At 74.0% G+C, this 25,196-nt stretch carries 19 protein-coding genes and 1 tRNA gene; 19 read left to right on the top strand and 1 reads right to left on the bottom strand.

The window, feature by feature from the left end; translation table 11 throughout:
• Positions 1 to 46: 46 nt before the first annotated feature.
• Positions 47 to 1,156, bottom strand: coding sequence for a magnesium/cobalt transporter CorA (gene corA, locus O2W20_RS13870; protein WP_269172044.1), 1,110 nt, complete (start codon positions 1,154 to 1,156; stop codon positions 47 to 49).
• 153 nt (positions 1,157 to 1,309) lie between these two features.
• Here corA and O2W20_RS13875 point away from each other — a divergent pair, with 153 nt between their 5' ends.
• The 19 genes from O2W20_RS13875 (at position 1,310) to O2W20_RS13965 (ending at position 25,172) form a co-directional block, all read left to right on the top strand.
• The gene (locus tag O2W20_RS13875; protein WP_269172043.1) at positions 1,310 to 1,954 is read left to right on the top strand and encodes a hypothetical protein; all 645 of its coding nucleotides are present in this window, start codon (positions 1,310 to 1,312) and stop codon (positions 1,952 to 1,954) included.
• A gap of 46 nt (positions 1,955 to 2,000) precedes the next feature.
• A complete protein-coding gene (gene metG, locus O2W20_RS13880) occupies positions 2,001 to 3,824 on the top strand; it encodes a methionine--tRNA ligase (protein ID WP_269172042.1) in 1,824 nt (607 codons plus the stop codon).
• 46 nt (positions 3,825 to 3,870) lie between these two features.
• Entirely contained in the window at positions 3,871 to 4,740 is an 870-nt protein-coding gene (locus O2W20_RS13885) for a TatD family hydrolase (RefSeq protein WP_269172041.1), read from the top strand.
• An 87-nt stretch (positions 4,741 to 4,827) separates the two neighbouring features.
• A complete protein-coding gene (locus O2W20_RS13890; protein WP_269172040.1) occupies positions 4,828 to 5,661 on the top strand; it encodes a hypothetical protein in 834 nt (277 codons plus the stop codon).
• Positions 5,662 to 6,006: 345 nt separating this feature from the next.
• On the top strand, positions 6,007 to 7,107 hold the full coding sequence (locus O2W20_RS13895; protein WP_269172039.1) for a resuscitation-promoting factor: 1,101 nt from the start codon (positions 6,007 to 6,009) through the stop codon (positions 7,105 to 7,107).
• Between the two features lie 118 nt (positions 7,108 to 7,225).
• Complete coding sequence (gene rsmA, locus O2W20_RS13900) at positions 7,226 to 8,080, top strand: 16S rRNA (adenine(1518)-N(6)/adenine(1519)-N(6))-dimethyltransferase RsmA (protein WP_269172038.1); 855 nt, start codon at positions 7,226 to 7,228, stop codon at positions 8,078 to 8,080.
• 67 nt (positions 8,081 to 8,147) lie between these two features.
• A complete protein-coding gene (locus O2W20_RS13905) occupies positions 8,148 to 9,116 on the top strand; it encodes a 4-(cytidine 5'-diphospho)-2-C-methyl-D-erythritol kinase (protein WP_269172037.1) in 969 nt (322 codons plus the stop codon).
• Positions 9,117 to 9,232: 116 nt separating this feature from the next.
• Positions 9,233 to 9,308 (top strand) — tRNA-Gln (locus tag O2W20_RS13910).
• A 51-nt stretch (positions 9,309 to 9,359) separates the two neighbouring features.
• Positions 9,360 to 10,892: a bifunctional UDP-N-acetylglucosamine diphosphorylase/glucosamine-1-phosphate N-acetyltransferase GlmU gene (gene glmU, locus O2W20_RS13915; RefSeq protein ID WP_269172036.1), complete on the top strand. Its 1,533-nt coding sequence runs from the start codon at positions 9,360 to 9,362 to the stop codon at positions 10,890 to 10,892.
• Positions 10,889 to 11,869, top strand: coding sequence for a ribose-phosphate diphosphokinase (locus tag O2W20_RS13920; RefSeq protein WP_269172035.1), 981 nt, complete (start codon positions 10,889 to 10,891; stop codon positions 11,867 to 11,869). The genes glmU and O2W20_RS13920 overlap by 4 nt, the downstream gene beginning before the upstream one ends.
• 434 nt (positions 11,870 to 12,303) lie before the next feature.
• Complete coding sequence (locus O2W20_RS13925; protein ID WP_269172034.1) at positions 12,304 to 12,999, top strand: 50S ribosomal protein L25/general stress protein Ctc; 696 nt, start codon at positions 12,304 to 12,306, stop codon at positions 12,997 to 12,999.
• A 100-nt stretch (positions 13,000 to 13,099) separates the two neighbouring features.
• Complete coding sequence (gene pth / locus O2W20_RS13930) at positions 13,100 to 13,687, top strand: aminoacyl-tRNA hydrolase (RefSeq protein ID WP_269172033.1); 588 nt, start codon at positions 13,100 to 13,102, stop codon at positions 13,685 to 13,687.
• Positions 13,688 to 13,909: 222 nt separating this feature from the next.
• Entirely contained in the window at positions 13,910 to 15,415 is a 1,506-nt protein-coding gene (locus tag O2W20_RS13935) for a sugar transferase (protein ID WP_269172032.1), read from the top strand.
• Between the two features lie 268 nt (positions 15,416 to 15,683).
• Entirely contained in the window at positions 15,684 to 16,979 is a 1,296-nt protein-coding gene (locus tag O2W20_RS13940; RefSeq protein WP_269172031.1) for a glycosyltransferase, read from the top strand.
• On the top strand, positions 16,976 to 17,740 hold the full coding sequence (locus O2W20_RS13945) for a CDP-alcohol phosphatidyltransferase family protein (protein ID WP_269172030.1): 765 nt from the start codon (positions 16,976 to 16,978) through the stop codon (positions 17,738 to 17,740). The genes O2W20_RS13940 and O2W20_RS13945 overlap by 4 nt, the downstream gene beginning before the upstream one ends.
• Positions 17,741 to 17,910: 170 nt before the next feature.
• On the top strand, positions 17,911 to 18,411 hold the full coding sequence (locus O2W20_RS13950; RefSeq protein WP_269172029.1) for a hypothetical protein: 501 nt from the start codon (positions 17,911 to 17,913) through the stop codon (positions 18,409 to 18,411).
• A 29-nt stretch (positions 18,412 to 18,440) separates the two neighbouring features.
• Entirely contained in the window at positions 18,441 to 19,610 is a 1,170-nt protein-coding gene (locus O2W20_RS13955; RefSeq protein WP_269172028.1) for a glycosyltransferase family 4 protein, read from the top strand.
• Entirely contained in the window at positions 19,607 to 20,335 is a 729-nt protein-coding gene (locus tag O2W20_RS13960) for a polysaccharide deacetylase family protein (protein ID WP_269172027.1), read from the top strand. The genes O2W20_RS13955 and O2W20_RS13960 overlap by 4 nt, the downstream gene beginning before the upstream one ends.
• Positions 20,336 to 20,627: 292 nt before the next feature.
• On the top strand, positions 20,628 to 25,172 hold the full coding sequence (locus tag O2W20_RS13965) for a PKD domain-containing protein (RefSeq protein ID WP_269172026.1): 4,545 nt from the start codon (positions 20,628 to 20,630) through the stop codon (positions 25,170 to 25,172).
• Positions 25,173 to 25,196: the final 24 nt, after the last annotated feature.

Consider the following 25,196-nt stretch of genomic DNA (forward strand, 5'->3'; position numbering starts at 1 on the left):
CCCCCCCCCCCCCCCCCCCCCAACAACCGCGGCACGGGCAGGGGGTTTAAAGCCAGCCGGTGCGTTTGAAGCCGCGGTGGAGGGCGATGCAGGCTGCCAGCATGAGCAGCAGCACGGCCGGGTAGCCCCAGCGCTCGTCGAGCTCGGGCATGTACTCGAAGTTCATCCCGTAGACGCCGGCGATGGCGGTGGGCAGCGCGATGATGCCGGCCCACGCCGAGATCTTGCGCATGTCCTCGTTGTCGGCCAGCGACGTGCGGGCCAGCGACGCCTGCAGGATCGAGGTCAGCAGCTCGTCCAGGCCGGTCACCTGGTCACGCACGCGCAGCGCGTGGTCCTGGACGTCCCGGAAGTAGGACCGCATCGCCTCGGGCACCAGCTCGTTGGGCCGGTCGACCAGCGTGGCCAGCGGCAGCTCCAGCGGCAGCACCGCCCGGCGCAGCTGCATCAGCTCCCGCTTGAGCTGGTAGATCCGGCCGCTGTCGTCGGTGCGGCTCGGGCTGAACACGGAGGTCTCCACCTCCTCGACGTCCTCCTCGACCGCGTTGGCGACGTCGAGGAAGTCGTCCACGACGTGGTCGGCGATCGCGTAGAGGACGGCGGAGGGCCCGTTGCAGAGCAGGTCCGGCTGCTCCTCCAGCTGGGTGCGCAACTGCCCGAGCTCACCGTGCGTGCCGTGCCGGACCGTGATCACGTGGTCGCGGCCGACGAAGACCATGATCTCGCCGGTGATCAGCACCTCGCTGGTGGCGGTCAGCTGGTCGTGCTCCAGGTAGCTGGCCGTCTTGAGCACCATGAACATCGCCTCGTCGTAGCGCTCCAGCTTGGGCCGCTGGTGGGCGTAGACGGCGTCCTCGACGGCGAGCGGGTGCAGGCCGTAGTGCTCCCCGATCGCGGTGAGCTCGGCCTCGGCGGGCTCGTAGAGCCCCAGCCAGACGAATCCGCCCTGCTCACGGGCCACCTGCAGCGCCTCCGACGGTGCCACGTCCAGGCGCTCGCCGCGGACGTAGACGGCGCAGTCCACGACGGGGTCGTCGGTGTCGCGCTCGGGCCGCTTCTCCCGGGGTGCGCCCGCCGGGCGGGGGCGCAGCGTCTGAGGGAGTTCGGCGGGCGTCCCGGGGGAACGCTTGCTGGTCCTGCTGTCGGTGTCGGTCACCGGTCCTCCCTCGGGTCTGTCGGGGTCCAGCATCCCCGCCCCCTCCGGCGCGGCTCTCACCCCGGCGGGTGAGACCCGGCCGGCGGCCCCTGCGGCCGGCCGCCGGGACGCCCGACCTGATCAGGGACACCCGTTCCCGGTCAGGAGACCCCCGTGCCCAGCGCCGTCCTCGACGCCCCCCGCACCACCCCCGCCGCTGCCCGCCCGGTGCGGCTGCCGGCGACCGTGGCCGCAGCCGGTGGGCTCTCCGTGCTGGAGGCGCTCGGCCTGCTCGCCTTCGGGCTGACCAGCCTGGAGGGCGTCTTCGGCTCCGGGGTGCGTCCCTCCGGCTGGCTCGTGGCCGGCACCCTGCTGCTGCTCGCCGGCTGGGTGGTGCTGTGCGCCGGCGGAGGGGCCGGCCTGGTGGACGGCGCCGGCCGGCTGCTGCTGGTCGCCGTCGCCAGCGGGGAGATCGCCCTGCTGGTCGTGCTCTGCGCGGTCGGGCTGGTCGGCGCGGACGGGATCTGGCTGGTGGCGATCGGTCCGCTCGGCGGTCTGCCGGTGCCCGCGCTGGCGCTGCTGGCCCTCGCCGTCCCCACCGGGAAGCTGCTGCTGGCCAGCGCGCCGTCCGCGGTGGCCTGGGTGGCCGCCGGTGGGCGCCCCCGCCCGGCCCGCCGGGTTGCCGTGGCCGAGCACCGCGTGCTGCGGGGCGTCACCGTGGCCGGCATCGGGCTGGCGCTCACCGCCGTCGCGCTGGTGGGCGTGCCCGCCGGCGACGTCCCCGCACCGAGCACGGTGGCGGTCACCGACGCCCCCTGAGGACGCACCGGTCAACCGGGTCGACGCCGGTCACTACCCTCAGGCCGTGACAGATCGGCACATCCTCACCGCCGTCGCCTGGCCCTACGCCAACGGCCCGCGGCACATCGGGCACGTCTCCGGGTTCGGCGTCCCCTCCGACGTCTTCAGCCGGTTCCACCGGATGTCCGGCGACCAGGTGTTGATGGTGAGCGGCACCGACGAGCACGGGACGCCGATCACGGTCGCCGCCGACGCCGAGGGGATCACCCCGCGGCAGATCGCCGACCGCAACAACCGGGTCATCGTCGACGACCTGGCCAGCCTCGGGCTGAGCTACGACCTCTTCACCCGGACGACGACGGCCAACCACCGCGCGGTGAGCCAGGAGATCTTCCTGGGGCTGCTGAAGAACGGCTACGTCTTCCCGCAGACCACGCTGGGCGCGATCAGCCCGTCGACCGGCCGCACGCTGCCCGACCGTTACATCGAGGGCACCTGCCCGATCTGCGGCTACGACGGCGCCCGCGGCGACCAGTGCGACAACTGCGGCAACCAGCTGGACCCGATCGACCTGGTGAACCCGGTGAGCCGGATCAACGGCGAGACGCCGAAGTTCGTCGAGGAGGAGCACTACTTCCTGGACCTGCCGGCGTTCACCCGGGCGCTCGGCGACTGGCTGGGCACCCGGGGGAACTGGCGCCCCAACGTCCTGAACTTCAGCGTCAACCTGCTCGCCGACCTCAAGCCGCGCAGCTACACCCGGGACATCGACTGGGGTGTGCCGGTGCCGCTGGACGGCTGGCGGGACCGGCCGGACAAGCGCATCTACGTCTGGTTCGACGCCGTCGTGGGCTACCTGTCGGCGTCGATCGAGTGGGCACGGCGCTCCGGTGACCCCGAGGCCTGGCGGCAGTGGTGGCAGGCCCCGGACTCCGACGCCTACTACTTCATGGGCAAGGACAACATCGTCTTCCACTCCGAGATCTGGCCGGCCCAGCTGCTCGGCTACAACGGGGCGGGCGACAAGGGCGGGACGCCGGGCTCCTACGGGCGGCTCAACCTGCCCACCGAGGTGGTGTCGAGCGAGTTCCTGACCATGGAGGGGCGGAAGTTCTCCTCCTCGCGCAACGTGGTCATCTACGTCCGCGACTTCCTGGCCCGCTACGACGCCGACGCGCTGCGCTACTTCATCGCGGTCGCCGGCCCGGAGAACCAGGACACCGACTTCACCTGGGCGGAGTTCCTGCGCCGCAACAACGACGAGCTGGTCGCCGGGTGGGGCAACCTGGTCAACCGCTCGGTCTCGATGGCCGCCAAGAACGTCGGCGCCGTCCCGACCCCGGGTGAGCTGACCGACGCCGACCGGGCGCTGCTGGCCACCACGTCCGGGGCGTTCGCGCCGATCGGTGACCTGCTGTCGCGCAACCGGCAGAAGGCGGCGGCGACCGAGGCGATGCGGGTGGTCACCGAGGCCAACCGGTACCTGTCGGACCAGGCGCCGTGGAAGCTCAAGGAGGACCCGGCCCGCCGGGACACCGTGCTGCACACCGCGCTGCAGGCGATCAAGGACTGCAACGCCCTGCTGACGCCGTTCCTGCCGCACTCCTCCCAGCAGGTGCACGAGCTGCTGGGCGGCACCGGCGTCTGGTCGGTCGCCCCGCAGGTGGTCGAGACCGAGGACCTGGACGACGGGTCGCCGTACCCGATCATCACCGGGCCCTACGACCAGGGGCAGGCCGTCTGGGCGTCCACCCCGCTGCCGCCGCCGGGCACGCCCTTGGCCCCGCCGAAGCCGGTGTTCACCAAGCTCGACCCCTCGATCGTGGAGGAGGAACTGGCCCGGCTGGAGGAGAAGGGGACGAGCGGCACGACGGACGGCGAGGCGTGAGCCCCGCAGCGACAGAAATGGCCATTTCTGTCGAACGGGGGCAGGGGTGAGCCGATCGGCGTCCTCGCGGGCGAACCGGCGGGGGGAGCCGCCTCCGTCGCCGGAACCGCTGCCGTCCCCGGCGGTCGACAGCCACACCCACTTCGACATCGCCGTCGGTGGTGAGGACCGGGAGCCCACCGACGCGGAGGTCGACGAGGCGATCGCGGCCGCCGTCGCCGTTGGCGTCCCGCGGCTGGTGCAGGTCGGCGTGGACGTGGCGTCCTCGCGCTGGTCGGCCGAGCTCGCCGCGCGGCACCCGAACGTGCTGTCGGCGGTGGCGCTGCACCCGAACGAGGCGGGCGCCGGCGCGGCGACCGAGGCGGCGCTGGCCGAGATCGACCGGCTCGCCGCGCTGCCCCGGGTGCGGGCGGTGGGGGAGACCGGCCTGGACCGCTACCGCACCGGCCCCGAGGGCTGGGCCGCCCAGGAGGCCTCCTTCCGGGCGCACATCGACATCGCCAAGCGGCACGGCATCGCGCTGGTCATCCACGACCGCGACGCCCACGACGAGGTGCTCCGGGTGCTGGACGACGAAGGTGCGCCCGAGCACACCGTCTTCCACTGCTTCTCCGGCGACGCCGGGTTCGCCCGGGCCTGCATCGAGCGCGGCCACGTGCTGTCCTTCGCCGGCACGGTGACCTTCTCCAGTGCCGGTGCACTCCGCGAGGCGGCGGCGCTGACCCCGCTGGACCAGCTGCTGGTGGAGACCGACGCCCCCTTCCTGACCCCGGTCCCGCTGCGGGGGCGCCCCAACTCCGCCCGGCTGGTGCCGCACACCGTCCGGGCGCTGGCCGAGGTCACCGGCACCGACCTCGACCAGTTGTGCGGCGTCCTCACCGCCACCGCGGAGCGCGTCTTCGGCCCCTGGGGCTGACCACCCGCCCGACGCGGGGAGCGACTCACAGGAAGTGGGGGACCGCTCGTGGTGGCGTTGTCGGCACAGAGGACGACAATCGACTGCGTGGGCCGCCTCATCGCCATCGTGCTCTTCATCGCCTTGATGGTCCCGGCCGCCATGCTGGCCCGGGGCTGGTCCCTCGCGTCCGGTCGCCGGGCCGTCGCCTCCGCCGGGGTCGAGTTCGTCCCGGCGACGCCCGAGGCGACCGCCCAGCTGGCCCGCCAGGCCAGCCACGCCCACCGGGTGCGCCTCCTCGGGCTGCTGCTCGGGGTGGCGCTGGTGGTCACCACGGTGGTGCTGTTCGCCGAGGCATCGGTCTTCCTCTGGGTGCCTGCGCTCGCCGTGGGCCTGCTGGGCGGGGTGCTGCTGGCCGAGGCGACCCGGCCGCGGCCGCGCTGGGCGACGTCCAGCCCGGCCCGCCGGCCGCGGCGGAGCGAGCAGATCTCGCTGGGGCTGCTGTGGACCATGCGCGCCGCGGTCGCCGGGGTGCTGCTCACCGCCGTGCTGCAGCTCGACGACCTCACGTCCCCGGTCGTCTCCGTCGCGACGGCGGTCCCGCTGGCCGGCTGGCTGCTGGCCGAGGTGGCGCTGCTGCGGGTGCTGCTGCGCCCGCTGCCCGCCGCGGGCGCCGACGTGCCGGTCGACGAGGCGCAGCGCACCTGGACGGCGCACCTGTCGGTCGCCGCGGCCAGCGTGCTGGCCCTGCTCCCGCTGGGGGCGCTGCTGCTCCGCGCCGCGATCGACCTCGGTGACCGGGTGAGCTCCGACGGTGCCGGGCTGCTCCCGGTGGCGCTGGTCGCGGGCGGCTTCTCCGCGATCATCGCGGGACTGGTGGTGGCCGGCTTCCTGCTGACCTGGCTACGGCCGGTGCGGCAGACCTCCCACGCCCTGGCCTGACGCCGTCCGGCCCCGGTGGCCGTGTGTCGTTGCCCACCAGAGCTGAGCGAGCCACCCGCCCCGCGTGCGGCGCGTTGTTCACGGACCGTGTCGGCGCGCCTGCGGAGGGCTGGGTCGACATGGTGATTCCCTGCTCTTGCACCGTTCTCTTCCGTCAGGCGTTCGTTATCGTGCCGTGACCGACAAGCCGGGGTGGGGAACACCCGGGCGCTCGCTCCTGCCCGGGTGACCGTTCCCGGGCCGGAGCTCGTCGGGCCGCGCGACGACGGACGCCGCCCTCCGGGTGGGGTCCGTCGGCTGTTGCCCACGTTCCCCTGCCCGGGCCCCGTGACCCGTGGATGTGTTGTGCACCGATCGCTGAAGTCGATTCTCTTCGTCCTGGTCCTGCTGGGCCTCGTGGGCGGTTCCGCCGCCTACTTCGCTGCCCAGAAGACGGTGACCCTGACCGTCGACGGCCAGTCGCGCGAGGTGCGCACCTACGCCGGCACGGCCGCTGAGGTGCTGGCCGACGAGGGGCTGCGCCCGGCGTCGCAGGACGTCGTCCTGCCCGACCCGGCGGACGCCATCGGTGACGGCGCCACCATCGTGCTCAACCGCGCCCGGCCGCTGGCCCTGACCGTCGACGGGGTGCGCACCGACGTCTACACGACGGCCCTCTCGGTCGACGACGCGCTCGACGAGCTCGGGTACCGCACCGACGAGCTGGTGCTCTCGGCCAGCCGCAGCCAGCGCCTGCCGCTGGACGGCATGGACCTCGCCATCACCACCAACAAGGACGTCACGCTGATCGCGGACGGCCAGCAGCGTGTGGTCACCACCACCGCGGCGACCGCCGGTGACCTGCTGGCCGAGCAGGGGATCGCCCTGTCGGCCACCGACCGCACCTCGATCTACCCGGCGCAGCCCCTGCTGGACGCGATGGTCCTGCGGGTCACCCGGGTCGTCGTCACCGACGTGACCGAGGTTCAGCCGCTGGACTACGCGACCGTCGAGACGCCAGACCCGAACGCCTTCCAGGGGCAGCGCACGGTCACCCAGCAGGGGGTCGAGGGCGCGCAGACGGTCACCTGGCGGGTCACCGTCACCGACGGGGTCGAGACCGGTCGCGAGCAGCTTGGCGTCGAGGTCAGCACGCCGGCGGTCGACCAGCAGGTGGCGGTCGGCACCAAGGAGAAGCCGGCTGCACCGGCCGCCGTGGTCAGCGCCGACGGCCTGAACTGGGCTGCGCTGGCCGCCTGCGAGTCCGGTGGCCGGCCGACCGCGGTGAGCGGCACCGGCAAGTACCGCGGCATGTACCAGTTCTCCACGAGCACCTGGGCCGCCGTCGGGGGCAGCGGTGACCCGGCCGCCGCGTCGGCCGAGGAGCAGACCATGCGGGCGCAGATGCTGTACGCCCGTTCCGGTGCGGGGCAGTGGCCGCACTGCGGCCCCCGCCTGTTCGGCTGATGGCGGTGGGAGGACCCCGTCGCCCCCCGGCCCCCGCCACCTCGGGTCGGGACCCTGCGACGGGGCCGGAGCCCCGCCGCGCGCAGGCTCGCGGCGGGCCCCTGCAGCGAGGCCGGGCGTGACGGCCTTGCTCGGTGCGGCCGCGATCCGCGAGCTGGCCCAGCAGCTGGACCTGCGACCGACCAAGGCGCTCGGGCAGAACTTCCTGCACGACGCGAACACGATCCGCAAGATCGTCCGGACGGCCGACCTGCACGAGGACGACGTCGTCTGCGAGGTCGGCCCGGGCCTGGGGTCGCTCACCCTGGGGCTGCTGCCCGCCTGCGCACACGTGACCGCCGTGGAGATCGACCCCCGGCTGGCCGACCAGCTGCCGGTGACCGTCGCCGAGCGGGCCCCGGACGTGGCCGGGCGGCTCACCGTGGTGACCGCGGACGCCCTCCGGGTGCAGGAGCTGCCCGGGCCCCCGCCCACGGCCCTGGTGGCCAACCTGCCGTACAACATCGCCGTCCCCGTGCTGCTGCACCTGCTGGAGCTGCTGCCCACGATCCGCACCTCGCTGGTGCTGGTGCAGGCCGAGGTCGCCGACCGGCTCGCCGCCGCACCGGGCACACCCGCCTACGGGGTGCCCAGCGTCAAGGCCGCCTGGTACGCCGACGTCCGCCGGGCCGGCAACGTCCCGCGGCCGGTCTTCTGGCCGGTCCCCAACGTCGACTCCGGGCTGGTCGCGCTGACCCGCCGCCCGGCCCCGGCCGGCGACCGGGCGGCCACCTTCGCCGTCATCGACGCCGCCTTCGCCACCCGGCGCAAGGGCCTGCGTGCCGCGCTGGCCCGCTGGGCCGGCAGCCCCGCCGCCGCCGAGGTCCGGCTGCGCCAGGCGGGCATCGAGCCGACCACCCGGGGGGAGCAGTTGTCGGTGACCGACTTCGCCCGGCTCGCGGCCACCGACCCGGTCGACCCGGAGAGGCGGTAGCGCGTGCCGCGGCCGGCAGGCAGGCTGGGCCGGTGGACGACGGTGGACCGGCGGGCAGGATGACCGGGTGAGCAACGCGACCGCGGGCGGGCCCGGCCGGCTCGCCGGCAACGGCGCCGTCACGGCTCGCGCGCCGGCGAAGGTGAACGTGCACCTCGGGGTCGGGCCGCTGCGGGCCGACGGCTTCCACGAGCTGCAGACGGTCTTCCTCGCCGTCTCGCTGTTCGACACGGTCACCGTGCGCCGCGCCGACGGACTGTCCCTCACCGTCCGCGGTGAGGGAGCTGGGGACGCCGCCGGCCCGGCGAGCGTGCCCACCGACCAGCGGAACCTGGTCTGGCAGGCCGCCGAACTGCTGGCCCGGCACGCCGGGGTGCGCCCCGACGCCCACCTGGAGATCGACAAGTCGATCCCGGCCGCGGCCGGGCTGGCCGGCGGCAGCGCGGACGCGGCGGCCACGCTGGTCGCGCTGGACGCGTTGTGGGGGACCCGGGCGACCCGTGGCGACCTGGCCACGCTCGCCGCCCAGCTGGGCAGTGACGTGCCCTTCAGCCTGCTCGGTGGGGTGGCGCTGGGCACCGGGCGCGGTGAGCGGCTCTCGCCCGTGCTGGCCCGCCGGCGCTGGGACTGGGTGCTCGGCATCGCCGGGGAGGGGCTGTCGACCCCCACGGTGTACGGCGAGCTGGACGCCCAGCGGGCGGCCGGGGCGCTCCCGGACGGCGAACGGATGGCCTCCACCGAGCCGGTGCTCGCCGCCCTGCGCAGCGGGCCGGCATCGGCGCTGGCGGCCGCGTTGAGCAACGACCTCCAGGCTCCCGCGCTGCGGCTGCGTCCGGAGCTCGACCGGGCGCTGCAGGCCGCGACCGAGGCGGGGGCCCGGGCGGCGCTGGTCAGCGGCTCCGGTCCGACCGTGGCCGCGTTGGCCGAGGACGAGGACGGCGCCGTCCGGCTGGCCGCCGAGCTCGCCGGGTCCGGGGTGTTCCGGGCGGTCCAGGTCGTGCACGGGCCGGTCCACGGCGCCCGCCTGGTGGGCTGAGGCAGTCGGGCGGACGCCCTGCCCCCCGACCCGGTCGGGGTGACCCTGGATGCCCACCTCCGGCGGCGGCCCTAGGCTGGCGTGCGGCCGTCGCGGTTCTCCCCGGCGGACCGCGATGGGGGATGGGGTAATCGGCAGCCCGCCGGCCTTTGGAGCCGTGCAGTCTCGGTTCGAGTCCGAGTCCCCCAGCCAGTCAGCGCCGACGCGCGCCGTCGTCCCGTCGCCACCGCGAGGAGCTCGTCCGTGACCCTGCAGGACACCGCCGCCCCAGAGGGCGCCGTCGGCGCCGTCGTCGTCCTCGCCGCCGGGCAGGGAACCCGGATGCGCTCGCGCACCCCCAAGGTGCTGCACCCGCTGGGGGGTCGCTCGCTGCTGGGCCACGTGCTGGCTGCGGCCGCCCCGTTGCGGGCCGCGCAGACCGTCGTCGTCGTCGGGTCCGGGCGGGAGGCGGTGGCCGAGCACCTGAGCGAGGTCGCACCGGGGGCGCTGCCGGTCGTGCAGGAGGAGCAGTTGGGCTCCGGGCACGCTGCGGCCGTCGCGCTGGATGCGCTGGCCGAGGTGACCGGCGCGGTGCTGATCCTCAACGGGGACGCACCGCTGCTGCGGGAGGAGACCCTGACCGCACTGGTCCGGGCGCACCAGCAGGCCGGCGACGTGCTCACCGTGCTCACCGCCGAGGTGGCCGACCCCAGCGGCCTGGGACGGATCGTCCGGGACGCCGACGGCGCGGTGCGGGCCATCGTCGAGGAGCGGGACGCCGACGACGCCCAGCGCGCGATCCGCGAGGTCAACGCCGGGGTGTACGTCGGGGACGCCGCCGCCGTACGGGAGGCGCTGACCAGGGTCGGGGCCGCCAACGACCAGGGCGAGCAGTACCTCACCGACGTCCTGGGCCTGCTCGTGGCCGACGGCGCACCGGTCGGCGGCCACCGGGCGGTCGACCCCGAGGACACGCTCGGCTGCAACGACCAGCGGGAGCTGGCCGCCCGGCGGCGCACGATGAACGACCGGGTGCTCGACGACCTGATGCGGGCCGGCGTGGTCGTGGTCGACCCGCTGACCACCTGGGTCGACGTGACCGTCGAGGTGGCGGCGGAGGTCGTCCTGCACCCGGGCACGCAGCTGCTCGGCGCGACCACCGTCGGGGCCGGTGCCGTGGTCGGCCCGGACAGCACGCTGGTCGACACCGCGGTGGGGGAGGGGGCGTCGGTCGTCCGGTCGCACGTCCAGCTGGCCGAGATCGGGCCGGCGGCGACCGTCGGCCCGTTCAGCTACCTCCGCCCGGGCACCCGGCTGGGCCGCGGGGCGAAGGTGGGCGCCTACGTGGAGACGAAGAACGTCGAGGTCGGCGAGGGGTCCAAGGTGCCGCACCTGTCCTACGTCGGCGACGCGACCATCGGCGAGCACAGCAACATCGGCGCGGCGACGGTGTTCGTCAACTACGACGGCGTCGCCAAGCACCGCACCACGGTGGGTGACCACGTCCGGATCGGCTCGGACACCATGCTCGTGGCGCCGGTCACCGTGGGCGACGGGGCCTACACCGCCGCCGGGTCCGTGATCACCACCGACGTCCCGCCCGGGGCGATGGCCGTCGCCCGGGCGCGGCAGCGCAATGTGGGAGGCTGGGTGGCGCGGCGCCGCCCGGGCACACCCGGCGCAGAGGCCGCAGCAGCGGCTGACGACGCAGCGGCCGCAGCCACTGATTCCCGAACCACCGAGTCCGCGGACCGGCCCCCGGCCGCGACGGACGACGACCAGCAGGGGCGACCATGAGCGCGATCAGGCAGACCACCAACAAGAGCCTGATGCTCTTCTCCGGCCGGGCCTACCCCGAGCTGGCGACGGAGATCGCCGGACACCTCGGCGTCACGCCCACCCCCACCGCGTCCTACGAGTTCGCCAACGGCGAGCTGTTCGTGCGGTTCGAGGAGTCGGTGCGCGGCTGCGACGCCTTCGTGGTGCAGAGCCACACCGCACCGATCAACACCTGGCTGATGGAACAGCTGATCATGGTCGACGCGCTCAAGCGCGCCTCGGCCAAGCGAATCACCGTCGTCGCCCCCTTCTTCCCCTACGCCCGGCAGGACAAGAAGCACCGCGGTCGCGAGCCGATCTCCGCCCGACTGGTCGCCGACATGTTCAAGACCGCCGGCGCCGACCGGCTGATGACCGTCGACCTGCACACCGCGCAGATCCAGGGCTTCTTCGACGGCCCGGTCGACCACCTGTTCGCCATGGACCTGCTCACCAGCGAGGTCAAGCGCAAGTGGGGCGACCGCGACCTGACCGTCGTCTCGCCCGACTCCGGCCGGGTCCGGGTCTCCGAGCGGTGGAGCGACAAGCTCGGCGGCACCCCGCTGGCCTTCATCCACAAGACCCGCGACGTCTCCCGGCCCAACGAGGTCGTGGCCAACCGGGTCGTCGGCGAGGTCGAGGGCCGGGTCTGCATCCTGGTCGACGACATGATCGACACCGGCGGCACCATCGCCAAGGCCGCCGAGACGCTCTTCGACGCCGGTGCCGCCGACGTGATCATCGCCGCCACCCACGGGGTGCTCTCCGGGCCCGCGGTCGACCGCCTGAAGAACAGCCGGGTCAGTGAGGTCATCATCACCAACACGCTGCCCATCGAGCCCGCACGCCGGTTCGACAAGCTCACCGTGCTCTCGATCGCCCCGCTGCTCGGCCGGGCTATCAAGGAGGTCTTCGAGGACGGGTCGGTGACGAGCCTGTTCGGTGGGGACTCGTGACATGGCGACCCTCCGGGCCGCACCGCGGCCAGGAGCCGTTCCCGGCCTGAGTTGAGCCGTTGCCCGCTGCGCCGTCAGAAGCCTCCGGCCCCGTGACGGCGCAGCGGACGGACCCGGCCGTGGTCCCGGACGGGAGCCTCCGGCCCCGCGTCCGCGACCACGGACGCCCTTCGGGCGATGGGTCCGGGGTCCGCCCGCTGGTGGCGTTGAGGTCTCCCCGCTGGTGCCGTTCGTCGGTCGTCGGCTGGTGGTGGTGGTCCGCGGGCGTCCCTGTCTCGGGCGCTTCCCGGGCGCTCAGGTACGCTCGTGGAGTTGCCCGGCGAGGGAGACGGTCTGCCGTTCTCCGTGATCGACGTGCGTGTGCCCTCCAGGGGTGTGCCGCGCTCGTGCGCTGAGCACACAGACCCGATCCACCTGTTGAGGAGCACACCACCGTGGCTGAATTCCGCCTCGCCGCCGAGCACCGCACCGAGTTCGGCAAGGGCAGCGCCCGCCGTACCCGTCGTGCGGGCCGCGTCCCCGCCGTCCTGTACGGGCACGGCCAGGACGTCGTCCACCTGTCGCTGCCGGCCCGCGAGTTCGCCGCGGCCCTGCGCAACGGCGGCACCAACGTGCTGCTGACCGTCGAGCTGGACGGCAAGGACCAGCTCGCGCTGACCAAGGCGATCCAGCGCGACCCGATCACCCGCATCCACGAGCACGTCGACCTGCTGCTGGTCCGCCGCGGCGAGAAGACCACCGTGGAGGTCCGCGTGCTCATCGTCGGCGAGCCGGCGCCGGACACGATCAGCAACCACCAGCTGAACAGCGTCCTCGTCGAGGCCGACGCCACCGACCTGCCGGAGACCATCGAGGTCGACATCACCGGCCGCACCGCGGGCAACGGCATCACCGCCGGCGACCTGCCGCTGCCGGCCGGTGCGACGCTGATCACCGACCCGGAGGCGCTGGTCATCGGCTTCCTGGGTGCCCCGACGGCCGCCGAGCTGGAGGCCGAGCTGGAAGAGGCCGAGGCCGAGGCCGGCATCGAGCGCGACGAGTCCGACACCGACGGCGACGTCGTGCCGGAGCCGCAGGACCAGGGCAGCGGCGAGTCGATGGAGTCCGCCGAGAAGTCCAGCGACGCCTGAGCACGACTCTCCTCGGAGGACGACGCTGACCGAGAGCACGACCCGCAGGGGCGCCGGCACCGCCGGCGCCCCTGCGGCGTCTCCCGCCCCCACGCCCCCCGTGTCCGAGGGGCCCTTCCTGGTCGTCGGGCTGGGCAACCCCGGGCCCGGGTACGCCGGCAACCGGCACAACGTCGGCGCGATGGTGCTGGCCGAACTGGCCGCCCGGGCCGGCGTCCGGCTGTCACCCGGCAAGGGCCCGCGGGCCCGGTCGCTGTCCGGTGAGGGCCGGCTGGCCGGGCGGCGGGTGGTGCTGGCGGTGCCGTCCAGCTACATGAACGAGTCCGGTGGCCCGGTCCGCGGGCTGCTCGACTACCACCACCTCCCGCCCACCGACCTGCTCGTCGTGCACGACGAGCTCGACCTCGACTTCGACGTGGTGCGACTCAAGCGCGGCGGCGGGGAGGGCGGGCACAACGGCCTGCGTTCCATCTCCCGGTCCACCGGGACGCGTGACTACCTGCGGGTGCGGGTCGGGATCGGCCGGCCGCCCGGTCGGCAGGACCCCGCCGACTACGTCCTCAAGGACTTCTCCGCGACCGAGCGCAAGACCCTCGAGCTGCTCGTCGGCGAGGCGGCCGACGCCACCGAGCTGTTGCTCGAGCGTGGCCTCGAGGCGGCGCAGAACGTCGTCCACCCCCGCAGCTGAGCGCCGTCCGGGCGCGCCGTCGCCCGGACGGGTGGCAGCGGGCCCGGTCCCGGCCCCATCGGGTGAAGGGGCGCCGTCCGCATTGCCCCCGTTCCTCACCGTCTGTGATGGTTGCTGAGCGTCACCAGTGCAGCGGTTCGGCCGGGTCCGACCCGGGACCGTCCAGCTCCTGTGTGTCGCCAGCGCACTGTGCGTGATCACTGCGGAGAACCTGGGGGCCCCATGCTGCTCGAACGTGCGGAACTGACCGACACCGTCGGTCACGCGCCGTCGGGGGCGGCCCCGTCGGCTCCGGCCGTCGGGCAGCTGCCGGCCACCGGTGCACGGGCCCGGGGCACGGCCCGCTGGGTCCGGCGGCACCGCGCAGGCCTGGTCGTCGGCGAGGCGCTGATCGCGGCGTCGGCAGCGGCCGTGGTGCTGCTCGCCCACGACGGGCCGGTGGTGGGCAGCGTCCTGTTCTGGGCCGGGCTGAGCCTGGTCGTCGCCTGGCCGGCGCTGCTCGCCGTCACCGGCGCCTACGAGGAACGCTGGTTCGGGGTGGGCAGCGACGAGTTCCGTCGCGTCGGCCGGGCCGGGATGCTGCTGCTGGCCGGGATGGGTTTTCTCAGCTACGCCGCCCAGCTCGACCTCAGCCGCGCGCTGGTGGTCCTCGCCGTCCCGGCGCTGACCGGCGCGACCCTGGTCGAGCGGTACGCCGCCCGGCGGGTGCTGCACCGCCAGCGGATGGCCGGGCGCTGCGTCAAGCGCGTCGTGGTCGTCGGGCGCGGGGGAGCGGTCCTGGACCTGGTCGACCGGTTGCACCGCACCCGGCACGCCGGTCTGGACGTCGTCGGCGTCTGTGTGACGCCGGGCGACCGCAGCCGGGTGGCGCGGGTGGCGGGTCTGCCGGTGGCCGGCCTGGACGACGTCGTCGAGCTCGCCGGCCGGGTCGGGGCCGACACGATCGCCGTGACCTCGGCCAGCGAGACGGCGTCGGCGTACCTGCGGGCGCTGTCCTGGCAGCTCGAGGGCACCGGCCTGGAGCTGCTCGTGGCCCCCGGGCTGGTCGAGGTGGCCGGCCCGCGCCTGCACATCCGGCCCTTCGACGGGCTGCCCCTCCTCTCGGTCGAGCAGCCCCGGTTCGAGGGCTGGCGCCGGGTGGTCAAGGGCGCTCTCGACCGGTCGGTCGCCTCCCTCGGACTGCTCCTCCTCACGCCGGTCCTGGCAGGGCTCGCCCTGGCGGTCCGGCTGTCGAGTCCCGGCCCGGTCCTCTACCGGCAGCAGCGGGTGGGGCTCGGCGGGCGGCACTTCACGATGCTCAAGTTCCGCAGCATGGTGGTCGGGGCCGACCAGCAGGTCGCCGGGCTGTCGGACGGGAACGAGGCCGACGGCCTGCTGTTCAAGATCCGCCAGGACCCGCGGGTCACGCCGGTCGGTCGCTGGATGCGCCGGCTCTCCCTCGACGAGCTGCCCCAGCTGGTCAACGTGCTCACCGGGGAGATGTCCCTGGTGGGGCCGCGCCCGCCGCTGCCCGACGAGGTCGCTCGCTACGACACCTCGGTCAGTCGCCGGCTGCTGGTGAAGCCGGGCCTCACCGGGCTGTGGCAGATCTCCGGGCGCAGCGACCTGCCGTGGGAGGAGGCCGTCCGGCTGGACCTCCGCTACGTGGAGAACTGGTCGCTCGCCCTGGACGTGCAGATCCTCTGGAAGACCGCACGCGCGGTCGTCTCCAGCTCCGGCGCGTACTGAGCCGTCGTCCGTACGGGTGCGCGACCGACCGCCACGAACGAGGTCTGGCGTCCTCCCTCCGGGTGACGGTGTCGCTGCAAGCCGCGACGCCCCGCCGCTGGCGAGGGAGGGTCGTGCGGGACAGCCGACACGGCTCGTCCAGCAGACGCAGGTCGGTCGGTCCCCACGCTCCCCTCGGAGGGGGCACCGACTCGGAGGAACGGAGCCAGAGGCCATGCCACCCAGGAGGTCAGGCGCACTTCGGATCGCCCTGGTCGGGACGCGCGGCGTGCCTGCCCGGTACGGCGGCTTTGAGACCGCTGTCGAGGAGGTCGGCCGGCGCCTGGTGGAGGCCGGTCACGACGTCGTCGTCTACTGCCGCACCACCACCGGTGGGTCTCAACCGGCCACCCATCTGGGCATGCGGCTGGTGCACCTGCCGGCCCTGCGTCGCCGGTCGCTGGAGACGCTGAGCCACACCGGACTCTCGGTCGCGCACCTGCTCACCCACCGGGTCGACGCCGCGATCGTGTTCAACGCGGCCAACGCGCCCTGGCTGCCGTTCCTGCGGGCCGCCCACGTCCCGGTGGCCACCCACGTCGACGGCCTGGAGTGGAAGCGCGCCAAGTGGGGCGGGATCGGCAAGCGGTACTACCGCGTCGTCGAGGCGCTGTCGGTCCGCTGGTCCGACGCCCTGATCGCCGACGCGCAGGGCATCGCCGACTACTACCGCGACGAGTTCGCGGCCCCGACCCAGCACATCGCCTACGGCGCACCGAAGACCGACGGCGCCGGGTCCGACCGGCTGGCGACCGTCGACCTGACCCCGGGCGGCTACCACCTCGTCGTCGCCCGGTTCGAGCCGGAGAACCACGTCGACGTGATCGTCGACGGCTACCGGCGCAGCGACGCCGAGCTGCCGCTCGTGGTCGTCGGGTCAGCCCCCTATGCCGACGACTACACCCGCCACGTGCACGCGCTCGCCGACGACCGGGTCCGTTTCCTCGGCGGCGTCTGGGACCAGCAGCTCCTCGACCAGCTGTACGCGAACTGCGCGACCTACCTGCACGGGCACTCCGTGGGCGGCACCAACCCCTCGCTGCTGCGCGCCATCGGCGCCGGCGCGGCCACCATCGCCTACGACGTCTCCTTCAACCGTGAGGTCCTGGAGTCCAGCGGCCGCTACTTCCGGACGCCGGGCGACGTCATCACCGCACTGCACGAGGCCGAGGACGAGCCCGAGAAGCGCCGTCGCCGGGGCAAGCGTGCGCGCCTGCTCGCGGCCCGTTACGACTGGGACCACGTGGCGTCCCGCTACGAGGAGCTGTGCCGGGCGTTGGCCGCACGCGCGTTCCCGCGGTCCCGGCCCAGTGGGCGACGTCTCGGAGCGGGGCATCCGGTGGGCCTCTCTGCGGAGAGGAGCCCTGCACCCGCCTCGCCGGGGCAGGAGACCCGGTCTGCGACAGCAAGCCGGGTGCGTCCGCCGCTGCGGGTGGCCGGTGCCGAACCGGCGAGCGCCGAACCGGCGGCCGCCGGGGACTCGGTCGGTCCGGAGGCCCCACCAGCTCGGGCGGCACAGTCATGAGCGCTGTCCTGCGATCGGAGGCCCCCTCGGGACGGTCGGAGACCTTCCAGGAGACGCTCGCCCGGCTGGCCGGTGCGCAGAAGGGCGCGCTGGGCGCGCCCGCCTACTCCCGCTTCGTCAACCGGAAGCTGGGCCGGTTCCTCGCCGCCGTCGCGTTCCACGTCGGCTTGAGCCCGAACCAGGTCACCGCGATCAGCGCCGCCTTCTCCGCGACCGGGATCACTCTGCTCGCGTTGGTCGCTCCGTCCTGGGCGATGGGTGTGGCGGTCTCAGCCTGCCTCGTGCTGGGTTACGCGCTCGACGCGGCCGACGGGCAGCTCGCCCGGCTGCGCGGAGGCGGCTCACCGGCCGGGGAGTGGCTGGACCACATGGTCGATGCCGTCAAGGCCTCGAGCCTGCACCTGGCCGTGCTGATCGGGCTCTACCGCTTCGTCGACCTCGACTCCCGGGGCTGGCTGCTGGTGCCGCTGGGGTACTGCGTCGTCGATGCGGTCCTGTACTTCGGCACCATGCTCAACGACGCCCTCCGCGCCCAGCACGGCGTGCCGATCCGGTCTCAGCAGCGCGGTGAGCGTCCCAGCGTCGTCCGGTCGCTGCTCGTGCTCCCCACCGACTACGGGCTGCTGTGCTGCGTTTTCGTGCTCTTCGGTGCACCGATGGTGTTCCTGTCGGTCTACACCGCGCTCTTCGTGGCGATGACCGCCTTCCTGGCCCTCGCCTCCGTCAAGTGGTTCCGTGAGATGGGCAGGTTGCCGCGATGAGCGTTCCCAGCGTTCCCTCGGCCACTCGATCGCGCCGACGGTGGGCCGCTCTCGGGGGCGCGCTCGCGGTGCTGATCGCTGCGGTGGTCGCTGTCCTGCTGGCCATCGGTGGCTCCGCGGATCAGTCAGCGAGCGTGCCCGTCGCGTCGTCTCCCGCCGCGAGCCCGACCGTGGCAGCGCCCACGTCCACGGCCCCGGCGAGCGCCTCGGTGGCCCCGGCTGCCGACACTCCCGAGCCCACCGGCCCGACCGAGGAGGCCGACGAGCCGCCGCCCAGCCTCAGTCCTGTGGCCCTCGACCAGACCGCTGCGGTCGGCAACGGGATCGGCGCCGAGGTCGTCTCCTTGGAGGGCATCGCCGGCACCGCGATCGGGCCGGGCAACGTCAGCGGGCCGGCGTTGCGGGTGACCGTCAGGCTCACCAACGGCACGGCCGAGCCGGTGTCCCTCGGCGGCGTTGCGGTCGAGCTGGCGTGGGGGCCGGAGCTGGTGCCCGCATCACCGCTGGACGACGTGTCGGCGGCCCCCTTCCAGGGCAGCGTCCCGGCCGGTGGCACCGCCGAGGGCGTGTACGTCTTCAGCATCGCCGAGGGCGACCGCGCCGAAGTGACCTTGTCGGTCGGCTACCAGGCGGGTGCCCCGTTCCTCGTCTTCACCGGCGACGCGTCGTGACCCAGCTCCCTCCGAGACCCCGGGTCCTGGTGGTCCACCCTGGCGCGGAGCTCTACGGCGCCGACCGGATGCTGTCCGAGTCGGCCGTGGCGCTGGCCACCCACTTCGACGTCACGGTCGCGCTGCCCGGCCCCGGGCCGCTGGTCGGCGAGCTGGAGTCCCGCGGACTGCGGGTCGTTCAGTGCCGGATGCCGGTGCTGCGGAACGCCGCACTGCGCCCGCGTGGGGCCCTGCGTCTGCTGGCGGACACGATGCTCGGCATACTGCCGGCGCTCCGGTTGCTGCGTTCCGCCGGCGCCGCCGGGGTCTACGTGAACACGCTGACCCTGCCGTCCTGGCCGCTGCTCGCCCGGCTGGCCGGGCGCCGCTCGGTCTGCCACGTGCACGAGGCCGAGCAGTCCGCCCCACGCCTGCTGCGGATGGGCATGGCGGTGTGTCCCGCCCTGTCCGACCGGGTGGTCGCCAACAGCCGGTTCACCCGGGACGTGCTCGTCGAGACCGCCCCTTGGCTGCGAGGGCGGACCACCGTCGTCTACAACGCGGTCCCGGCGCCGGACGACGTGCGGCCACCGCGTCCCCGGCTGGACGGTCCGGTACGGCTGTTGTTCGTCGGTCGGCTGTCCCCGCGCAAGGGGCCGCAGGTCGCCGTGGCCACCTTGGAGGAGCTGATGGCCCGGGGCGTCGACGCGCGGTTGCAGCTGCTCGGGGCGGTGTTCGAGGGCTACGAGTGGTTCGAGACGGAACTGCAGACCGCCGTGGCCGAGGCAGGGCTGCTCGACCGGGTCGAGTTCCTCGGGTTCCGGCCGTCGGTCTGGTCGGCGCTCGACGCGAGCGACGTGGTACTCGTGCCGTCGGTGATGGAGGAGTCCTTCGGCCTCACCGCCGTCGAGGCGGTCATGGCCGCCCGGCCGCTCGTGGTCAGCGACAGCAGCGGGCTGCGCGAGGCGGTCGCCGGATGTGCCAGCGCCCAGGCGGTCGTCCCCGGGGACGTCGACCGCTGGGCCGACGCCGTGCAGCACGTGGCCACCGACTGGGCCACCTGGTCGGCCGCCGCGGTCGCCGACGCCGCCGAGGCCCGCCGCCGGCACGCTCCAGCGCGCTACGCCGCGGAGCTCGTCGCCGTGCTGGAGGAGTTGTCCGGGCGGCCGGTGACCCCGCCGGCCGGTGGTCCCACCACCGCTGCGGCGGGAGCCCGATGAGCGTGCCCTCCACCGGGACGCCGATGCGGGTCCGCCCGGTGCTGATGTACCACTCGATCAGCCCGTCCTCCGTGCCCGATCCGCACCGCCTGCGGGTGCACCCGGACCGGCTCGACCGGCACCTCCGGCTGCTGCGTCGGTTCGGGTTGCGCGGCGTCGGGCTCACCGAGCTGCTCCGGGCGCAGGAGCGCGGCGCGGCCGGTCGGCTGGTCGCGCTGACCTTCGACGACGGCTACACCGACTTCCTCCACCATGCCGCGCCGCTGCTGCGGCGGCACGGCATGGGCGCCACCCTCTACGTGGTGGCCGGCCGGATGGGCGGGACCAACGACTGGGACTCGGGCCCGCAGCTCGACGTCATGACCGCCGGCCGGGTCCGTGAGGTCGCGGCTGCCGGTTACGAGGTGGGCAGCCACACGATGACCCACGCCCGGCTGGCTGGTGCCGGCACCGGCACGCTGGCCGAGGAGGTCGCCGGCAGCCGTCAGGTGCTGCAGGACGTGCTGCAGGAGGAGGTGGCCAGCTTCTGCTACCCCTACGGCGCCTTCGACGACGCCGCCGCCGACGCGGTCCGGGCCGCCGGCTATGACAACGCCTGTGTGATCGGCGACTACCACCCGGGCGACCGGTTCACCCTCCCGCGCTGCTACGTGAGCCCGCGGGACACCGCTGCTCACCTGGTCGCCCGGATGGCCCGGCACCAGCTGCTCCAGCGCGGTCGCTGAGCCGGGCCTGCTCCACCCGCCCTGCCCTGACGGGCGCGCCGGCGTTCGTCCGGACCCGCTCCTCACCTCGTGCTGGGAGCGGTCGGCGGCCGTCCCCCGGCGACACCTCCCCACCCAGGCGGCGGGTCACCCTCGGTCACCCCGACCGGGGGACGATCACGTCCTGACCTGCACATCCGTACCGGATCGGGTGACACGTTCACCCTGGTGGCGCCGTCTTCGTCACGCTTAGTGTTCATCGACTGCGCTGGCCCCGACCGGGTGCCAGGGGGGACGACGACGGGACACGAGCATGAGGGCAAGGTCGGCGACCATCGCCGCACGGATCACCGCAGGCGCGGTGGGGCTGACGCTGGCGATCGGCGCGCTCGGCGCAGCGGCCCCGACGGCGCTCGCCGACTCCGCTCCGGCGGACCCCACCAACGTCGCGACCCCGGCCACGGTCACCGCCGACGCCCTGCCCACCGTGCAGATCAACGGCGTGGCCTGGTCCCAGGTCGTGGTGGGCAACACCGTCTACGTCGCGGGCAAGTTCACCTCCGCCCGCCCGGCCGGCGCCGCCGCCGGGACGCGGGAGACCGTTCGCAACAACATGCTCGCCTACGACATCCGCACCGGTGAGCTGATCACGTCCTTCGCCCCGGACCTGAACGCCCAGGCGCTGGCCGTCTCGGCGTCCCCCGACGGCTCCCGGGTCTACGTCGCCGGTGACTTCACCGTCGCCAACGGCCAGACCCGCAAGCGGGTGGCGGCCTACGACACCGCCACCGGCCAGCTGGTCACCGACTTCAAGCCCAGCGTCTCCGGCCAGATCCGTGCCCTCGCGGCGACCGGCTCCGCCGTCTACCTGGGCGGCAGCATCACCGCCGTCGGCACCACCAGTCGCACCAGTCTGGCCGCGGTCTCCGCAGCCGACGGCGCGCTGCTGCCGTGGTCCCCGGTGCCCGGGGTCGGCCCCACCGACGGCAACACCCTGCCGAACAACCCCACGCGGAACGCCCAGACCAGCACCGAGGTCATGGCCCTGCTGGTCACCGGGGGCGGCTCCCAGGTGGTCGCCGGCGGGGCGTTCGACTCGCTGAACGGCGTCAAGGCCACCGGCGTCGGGGCGCTCGACGCGGTGAGCGGCGCGACGCGGCCTTTCGCCGTCAACCAGCTGATCACCAACCAGGGCGTCAACTCCGCCGTCTACAGCCTCTCCGCCGAGGGGGACACGGTCTACGGCACCGCCTACGACTACTACGGCCCCGGCAACATGGAGAGCGCCTTCGCGGCGCGGGCCGACGGCGGCGCACTCGTCTGGGCCAGCACGTGCCGCGGCGACAGCTACTCGAACCACCCCTCCAAGGGGGTGCTGTACCTGGCCACCCACGCACACCAGTGCGTGAACATCGGCGGCTACCCGGAGCAGAGCCCCCAGGTCTTCAAGTACGCGACGGCGCTGAGCACCGCGGCCACCGGCACCAACGGCACCGCCACGTTCGAGAACGCGAACTTCGCCCGGACGCCGGCGCCCACCCTGCTGCCCTGGTACCCGACCTTCGCGGCCGGTAGCTACACCGGTCAGTACCAGGCCGGCTGGTCGGTCACCGGCAACGGGCAGTACGTCGTCTACGCCGGTGAGTTCCCGCGGGTGAACGGCACGACCCAGCAGGGCCTGGCCCGGTTCACGGACCCCGCGAACGCGCCCAACGCGATCGGCCCGGACGCCGCGCTGCTCACCCCGACCGCCACGACCGTCGGCGCCGGCGCGGTGCGGGTCTCCTGGACCGCCACCGCCGACCGGGACAACGAGAACCTGACCTACCGCGTGTACCGCGACGGCGACGCCCGGCCGTTCGCCGAGACCACGCAGGCGTCGCAGTGGTGGCGCACCCCGTCCATGGCGGTCGGTGACACCGGGCTGTCCGCCGGCTCCCACACCTACCGGGTGACAGCCACCGACCCGATGGGCAACGTGGCGCGCTCCGCGCTGGTCACCGCGACAGTCGCCGAGTCCGGCGCACCTCGGCCCTACGCCGACGTCGTCCGGGCCGACGGCGCCTCCGACCTCTGGTCGCTGGGGGAGGCCTCCGGCACGACCGCCTACGACCTCGAGGGCAGCCTCGACATGACGCTGGGCAGCGCGGTCACCCAGGGCGCCGCCGGTGCCCTGGTCGGCGACCCCGACACCGCCTACACCTTCTCCAACAGCAGCTCCTCGTTCGCCTCGACCGGAACCGCCGTCGCCGGCCCGCAGACCTTCACGGTCGAGGCGGGGTTCCGGTCGACGTCGAAGACCGGCGGGCGGATCGTCGGCTTCGGCAACTCGATGACCGGGACCTCCACCGCCTACGACCGGATCGCGTTCCTGGACACCAGCGGTCGGGTCAACTTCGGCGTCTACGACGGCAGGACCAAGCTGGTCACCAGCACGGAGTCCTACAACGACGGGACGTGGCACCACGTCGCCGCGACGCTGAGCCCCCGGGGGCTGGTGCTGTACGTGGACGGCAAGGAGGTGGCCTCGCGGACCGACGCCGTCTCGGCGCAGCCGTTCAACGGCTACTGGCGGATCGGTGCGGACAACGTCTGGTCCGGGGCGAGGACCTTCACCGGCTCCATCGACGAGGTCGCCGTCTACCCGACCGCGCTGACCGCTGCCCAGATCGCGAACCACGTCGCCGTTGCCACGACCGGCCGCGCGCTCAACCAGGCGCCGAACGCCGCGTTCACCGCGCAGGCCAGCTACCTCGACCTGCGCGTCGACGCCACCGGCTCCAGTGACGTGGACGGCACCGTGACCGGCTACGCCTGGGACTTCGGTGACGGCAGCACCGCCGGCGAACCAACCGCGACGCACACCTACCGCGCCGCCGGCACCTACGCCGTGACGCTGACGGTGACCGACGACCGCGGTGCGACCACGGCCAGGATGGCTCAGGTCACGGTGGACGCACCCCCGCCGAACGTCGCGCCGACCGCCGCGTTCACGGCGGTCACCGGCGGGCGCACCGGGACCTTCGACGGCACTGCCTCCACCGACAGCGACGGGACCGTCGTGGCCCACGACTGGGACTTCGGTGACGGGAGCACCGGCACCGGGGCCACCGCATCGCACGACTACACCGCCGACGGCACGTACACCGTGACCCTGACGGTGACCGACGACGACGGCGCGACCACCTCGACCCAGCAGCAGGTCACCATCGTGACCGGGGTGCTGGCGGCCGACGCCTTCGGCCGGTCGGTGACCGGCGGGCTGGGCACGGCCGACACCGGTGGCGTCTGGACGGCCTCGGCCGGCGCCGTCCGGCAGTCGGTGTCGGCGGGGACGGCGACGTTCGCGATGACCAAAGGCACGAACACCGGGGCCTACCTCGGTGCGGTGAGCTCGGACAGCTCCGACGTGCACACCGCGTTCTCGCTGTCCTCGGTGCCGACCGGGGGCGGGGCGTACCTCTACGTCCGGCCCCGCCAGGTGGCGCCGACCACCTCCTACTCCGCCCAGGTGCGGGTGCTGGCCAACGGGACGGTCGGGGTGTCGCTGGTCCGCTTCCCGGGGAGCACCGACGCGGTCCTGCTCAGCAAGGAGGTCGTCGTCCCGGGTCTCACCTACCGCGCCGGGATGGTGCTGCACGTGGCTGCGCAGGCCGCCGGCACCGGGACGACCGACCTCTCGGCCACGGTGTGGGCCGACGGCACGGCCCGGCCGAGCACCCCGACGGTGACCGCCAGCGACAGCACGGCAGCGCTGCAGGGTCCCGGTGGCGTGGGTCTGTCCGGCTACCTGTCGGGCAGCGCGACCAGCCCGGTCGCGGTGGCGGTGACCGCGTTCACCGCCGTCCCGGTGGGGGCGTCGGCGCCGGTCACCCCGGTCGAGCCGACCCCGACCACCCCGACCGAGCCGACCAACACCGCGCCGGTCGCCGCCTTCACCTCGGCGGTGGACGCGCGTACGGCGTCGGTCGACGGCTCCGGTTCCACCGACGCCGACGGGACGGTGACCGCGCACGCCTGGGACTTCGGTGACGGGTCGACGGGCACCGGGGCGACGGCGACGCACACGTACGCCGCCGACGGCACGTACACCGTGGTGCTGACCGTCACCGACGACGATGGCGCGACCAGCGACGTCCGGCAGACCGTGACCGTCACCGCTCCGCAGACCCCGACGGAGCCGGAGGCCCCGACGGAGCCGGAGACCCCCACGGAGCCCGTCCTCGCGGCTGACGACTTCACCCGGTCGGTGACCGGGGGGCTCGGCACCGCCGACGCCGGGGGCACGTGGACCGCCTCGGCGGGTGCCACCCGCCAGTCGGTGGCCGACGGGACGGCGACCTTCGCGCTGACCAGGGGCACCAACACCGGCGCTTACCTCAGCGGGGTGTCTCAGACCAGCGCCGACGTACGGACCAGCTTCTCGCTCTCGTCGCTGCCGACCGGGGGTGGCGCGAGCATCTACGTCGGTGCCCGCCGGGTGGACACCAACCAGGCGTACCAGGGGCGCGTGCGGGTGCTGTCCGACGGCCGGGTCGGTGTCTCGGTGGTCCGGCTCTCCGGCAGCACCGACGAGACGCTGATCGGCCAGGAGGTGGTGCTGGCGGGCCTGACCTACGTCCCCGGCACCGAGCTCGAGGTCCGGGTGCAGGCCTCGGGCACCGAGCCGACCGCCCTGGCGGTCACCGTCTGGGTGGCCGGCACGACCGAGCCGGCCACGCCGACGGTGACGGCGACCGACAGCACCGCGGCGCTGCAGTCCTCCGGTGCGGTGGGCCTGACCGCCTACCTGTCCGGCAGCGCCACCGCCCCGGTGGACGTGCAGTTCCGCCAGCTGACCGTCACCCCGGTCGGGTGACCCTGTCGCGGGGGGCGCCGACGG

Origin of the sequence: Modestobacter sp. VKM Ac-2982 (assembly GCF_026967935.1) — a bacterium.
Taxonomy (GTDB): domain Bacteria; phylum Actinomycetota; class Actinomycetes; order Mycobacteriales; family Geodermatophilaceae; genus Modestobacter.

Bases quoted from the DNA above. Each gene is read 5' to 3' on its own strand.
- O2W20_RS13920 (WP_269172035.1), top strand. From the start codon at position 10,889: ATGAGCGCGATCAGGCAGACCACCAACAAGAGCCTGATGCTCTTCTCC.
- O2W20_RS13935 (WP_269172032.1), top strand. From the start codon at position 13,910: ATGCTGCTCGAACGTGCGGAACTGACCGACACCGTCGGTCACGCGCCG.
- O2W20_RS13945 (WP_269172030.1), top strand. From the start codon at position 16,976: ATGAGCGCTGTCCTGCGATCGGAGGCCCCCTCGGGACGGTCGGAGACC.
- O2W20_RS13960 (WP_269172027.1), top strand. From the start codon at position 19,607: ATGAGCGTGCCCTCCACCGGGACGCCGATGCGGGTCCGCCCGGTGCTG.
- O2W20_RS13965 (WP_269172026.1), top strand. From the start codon at position 20,628: ATGAGGGCAAGGTCGGCGACCATCGCCGCACGGATCACCGCAGGCGCG.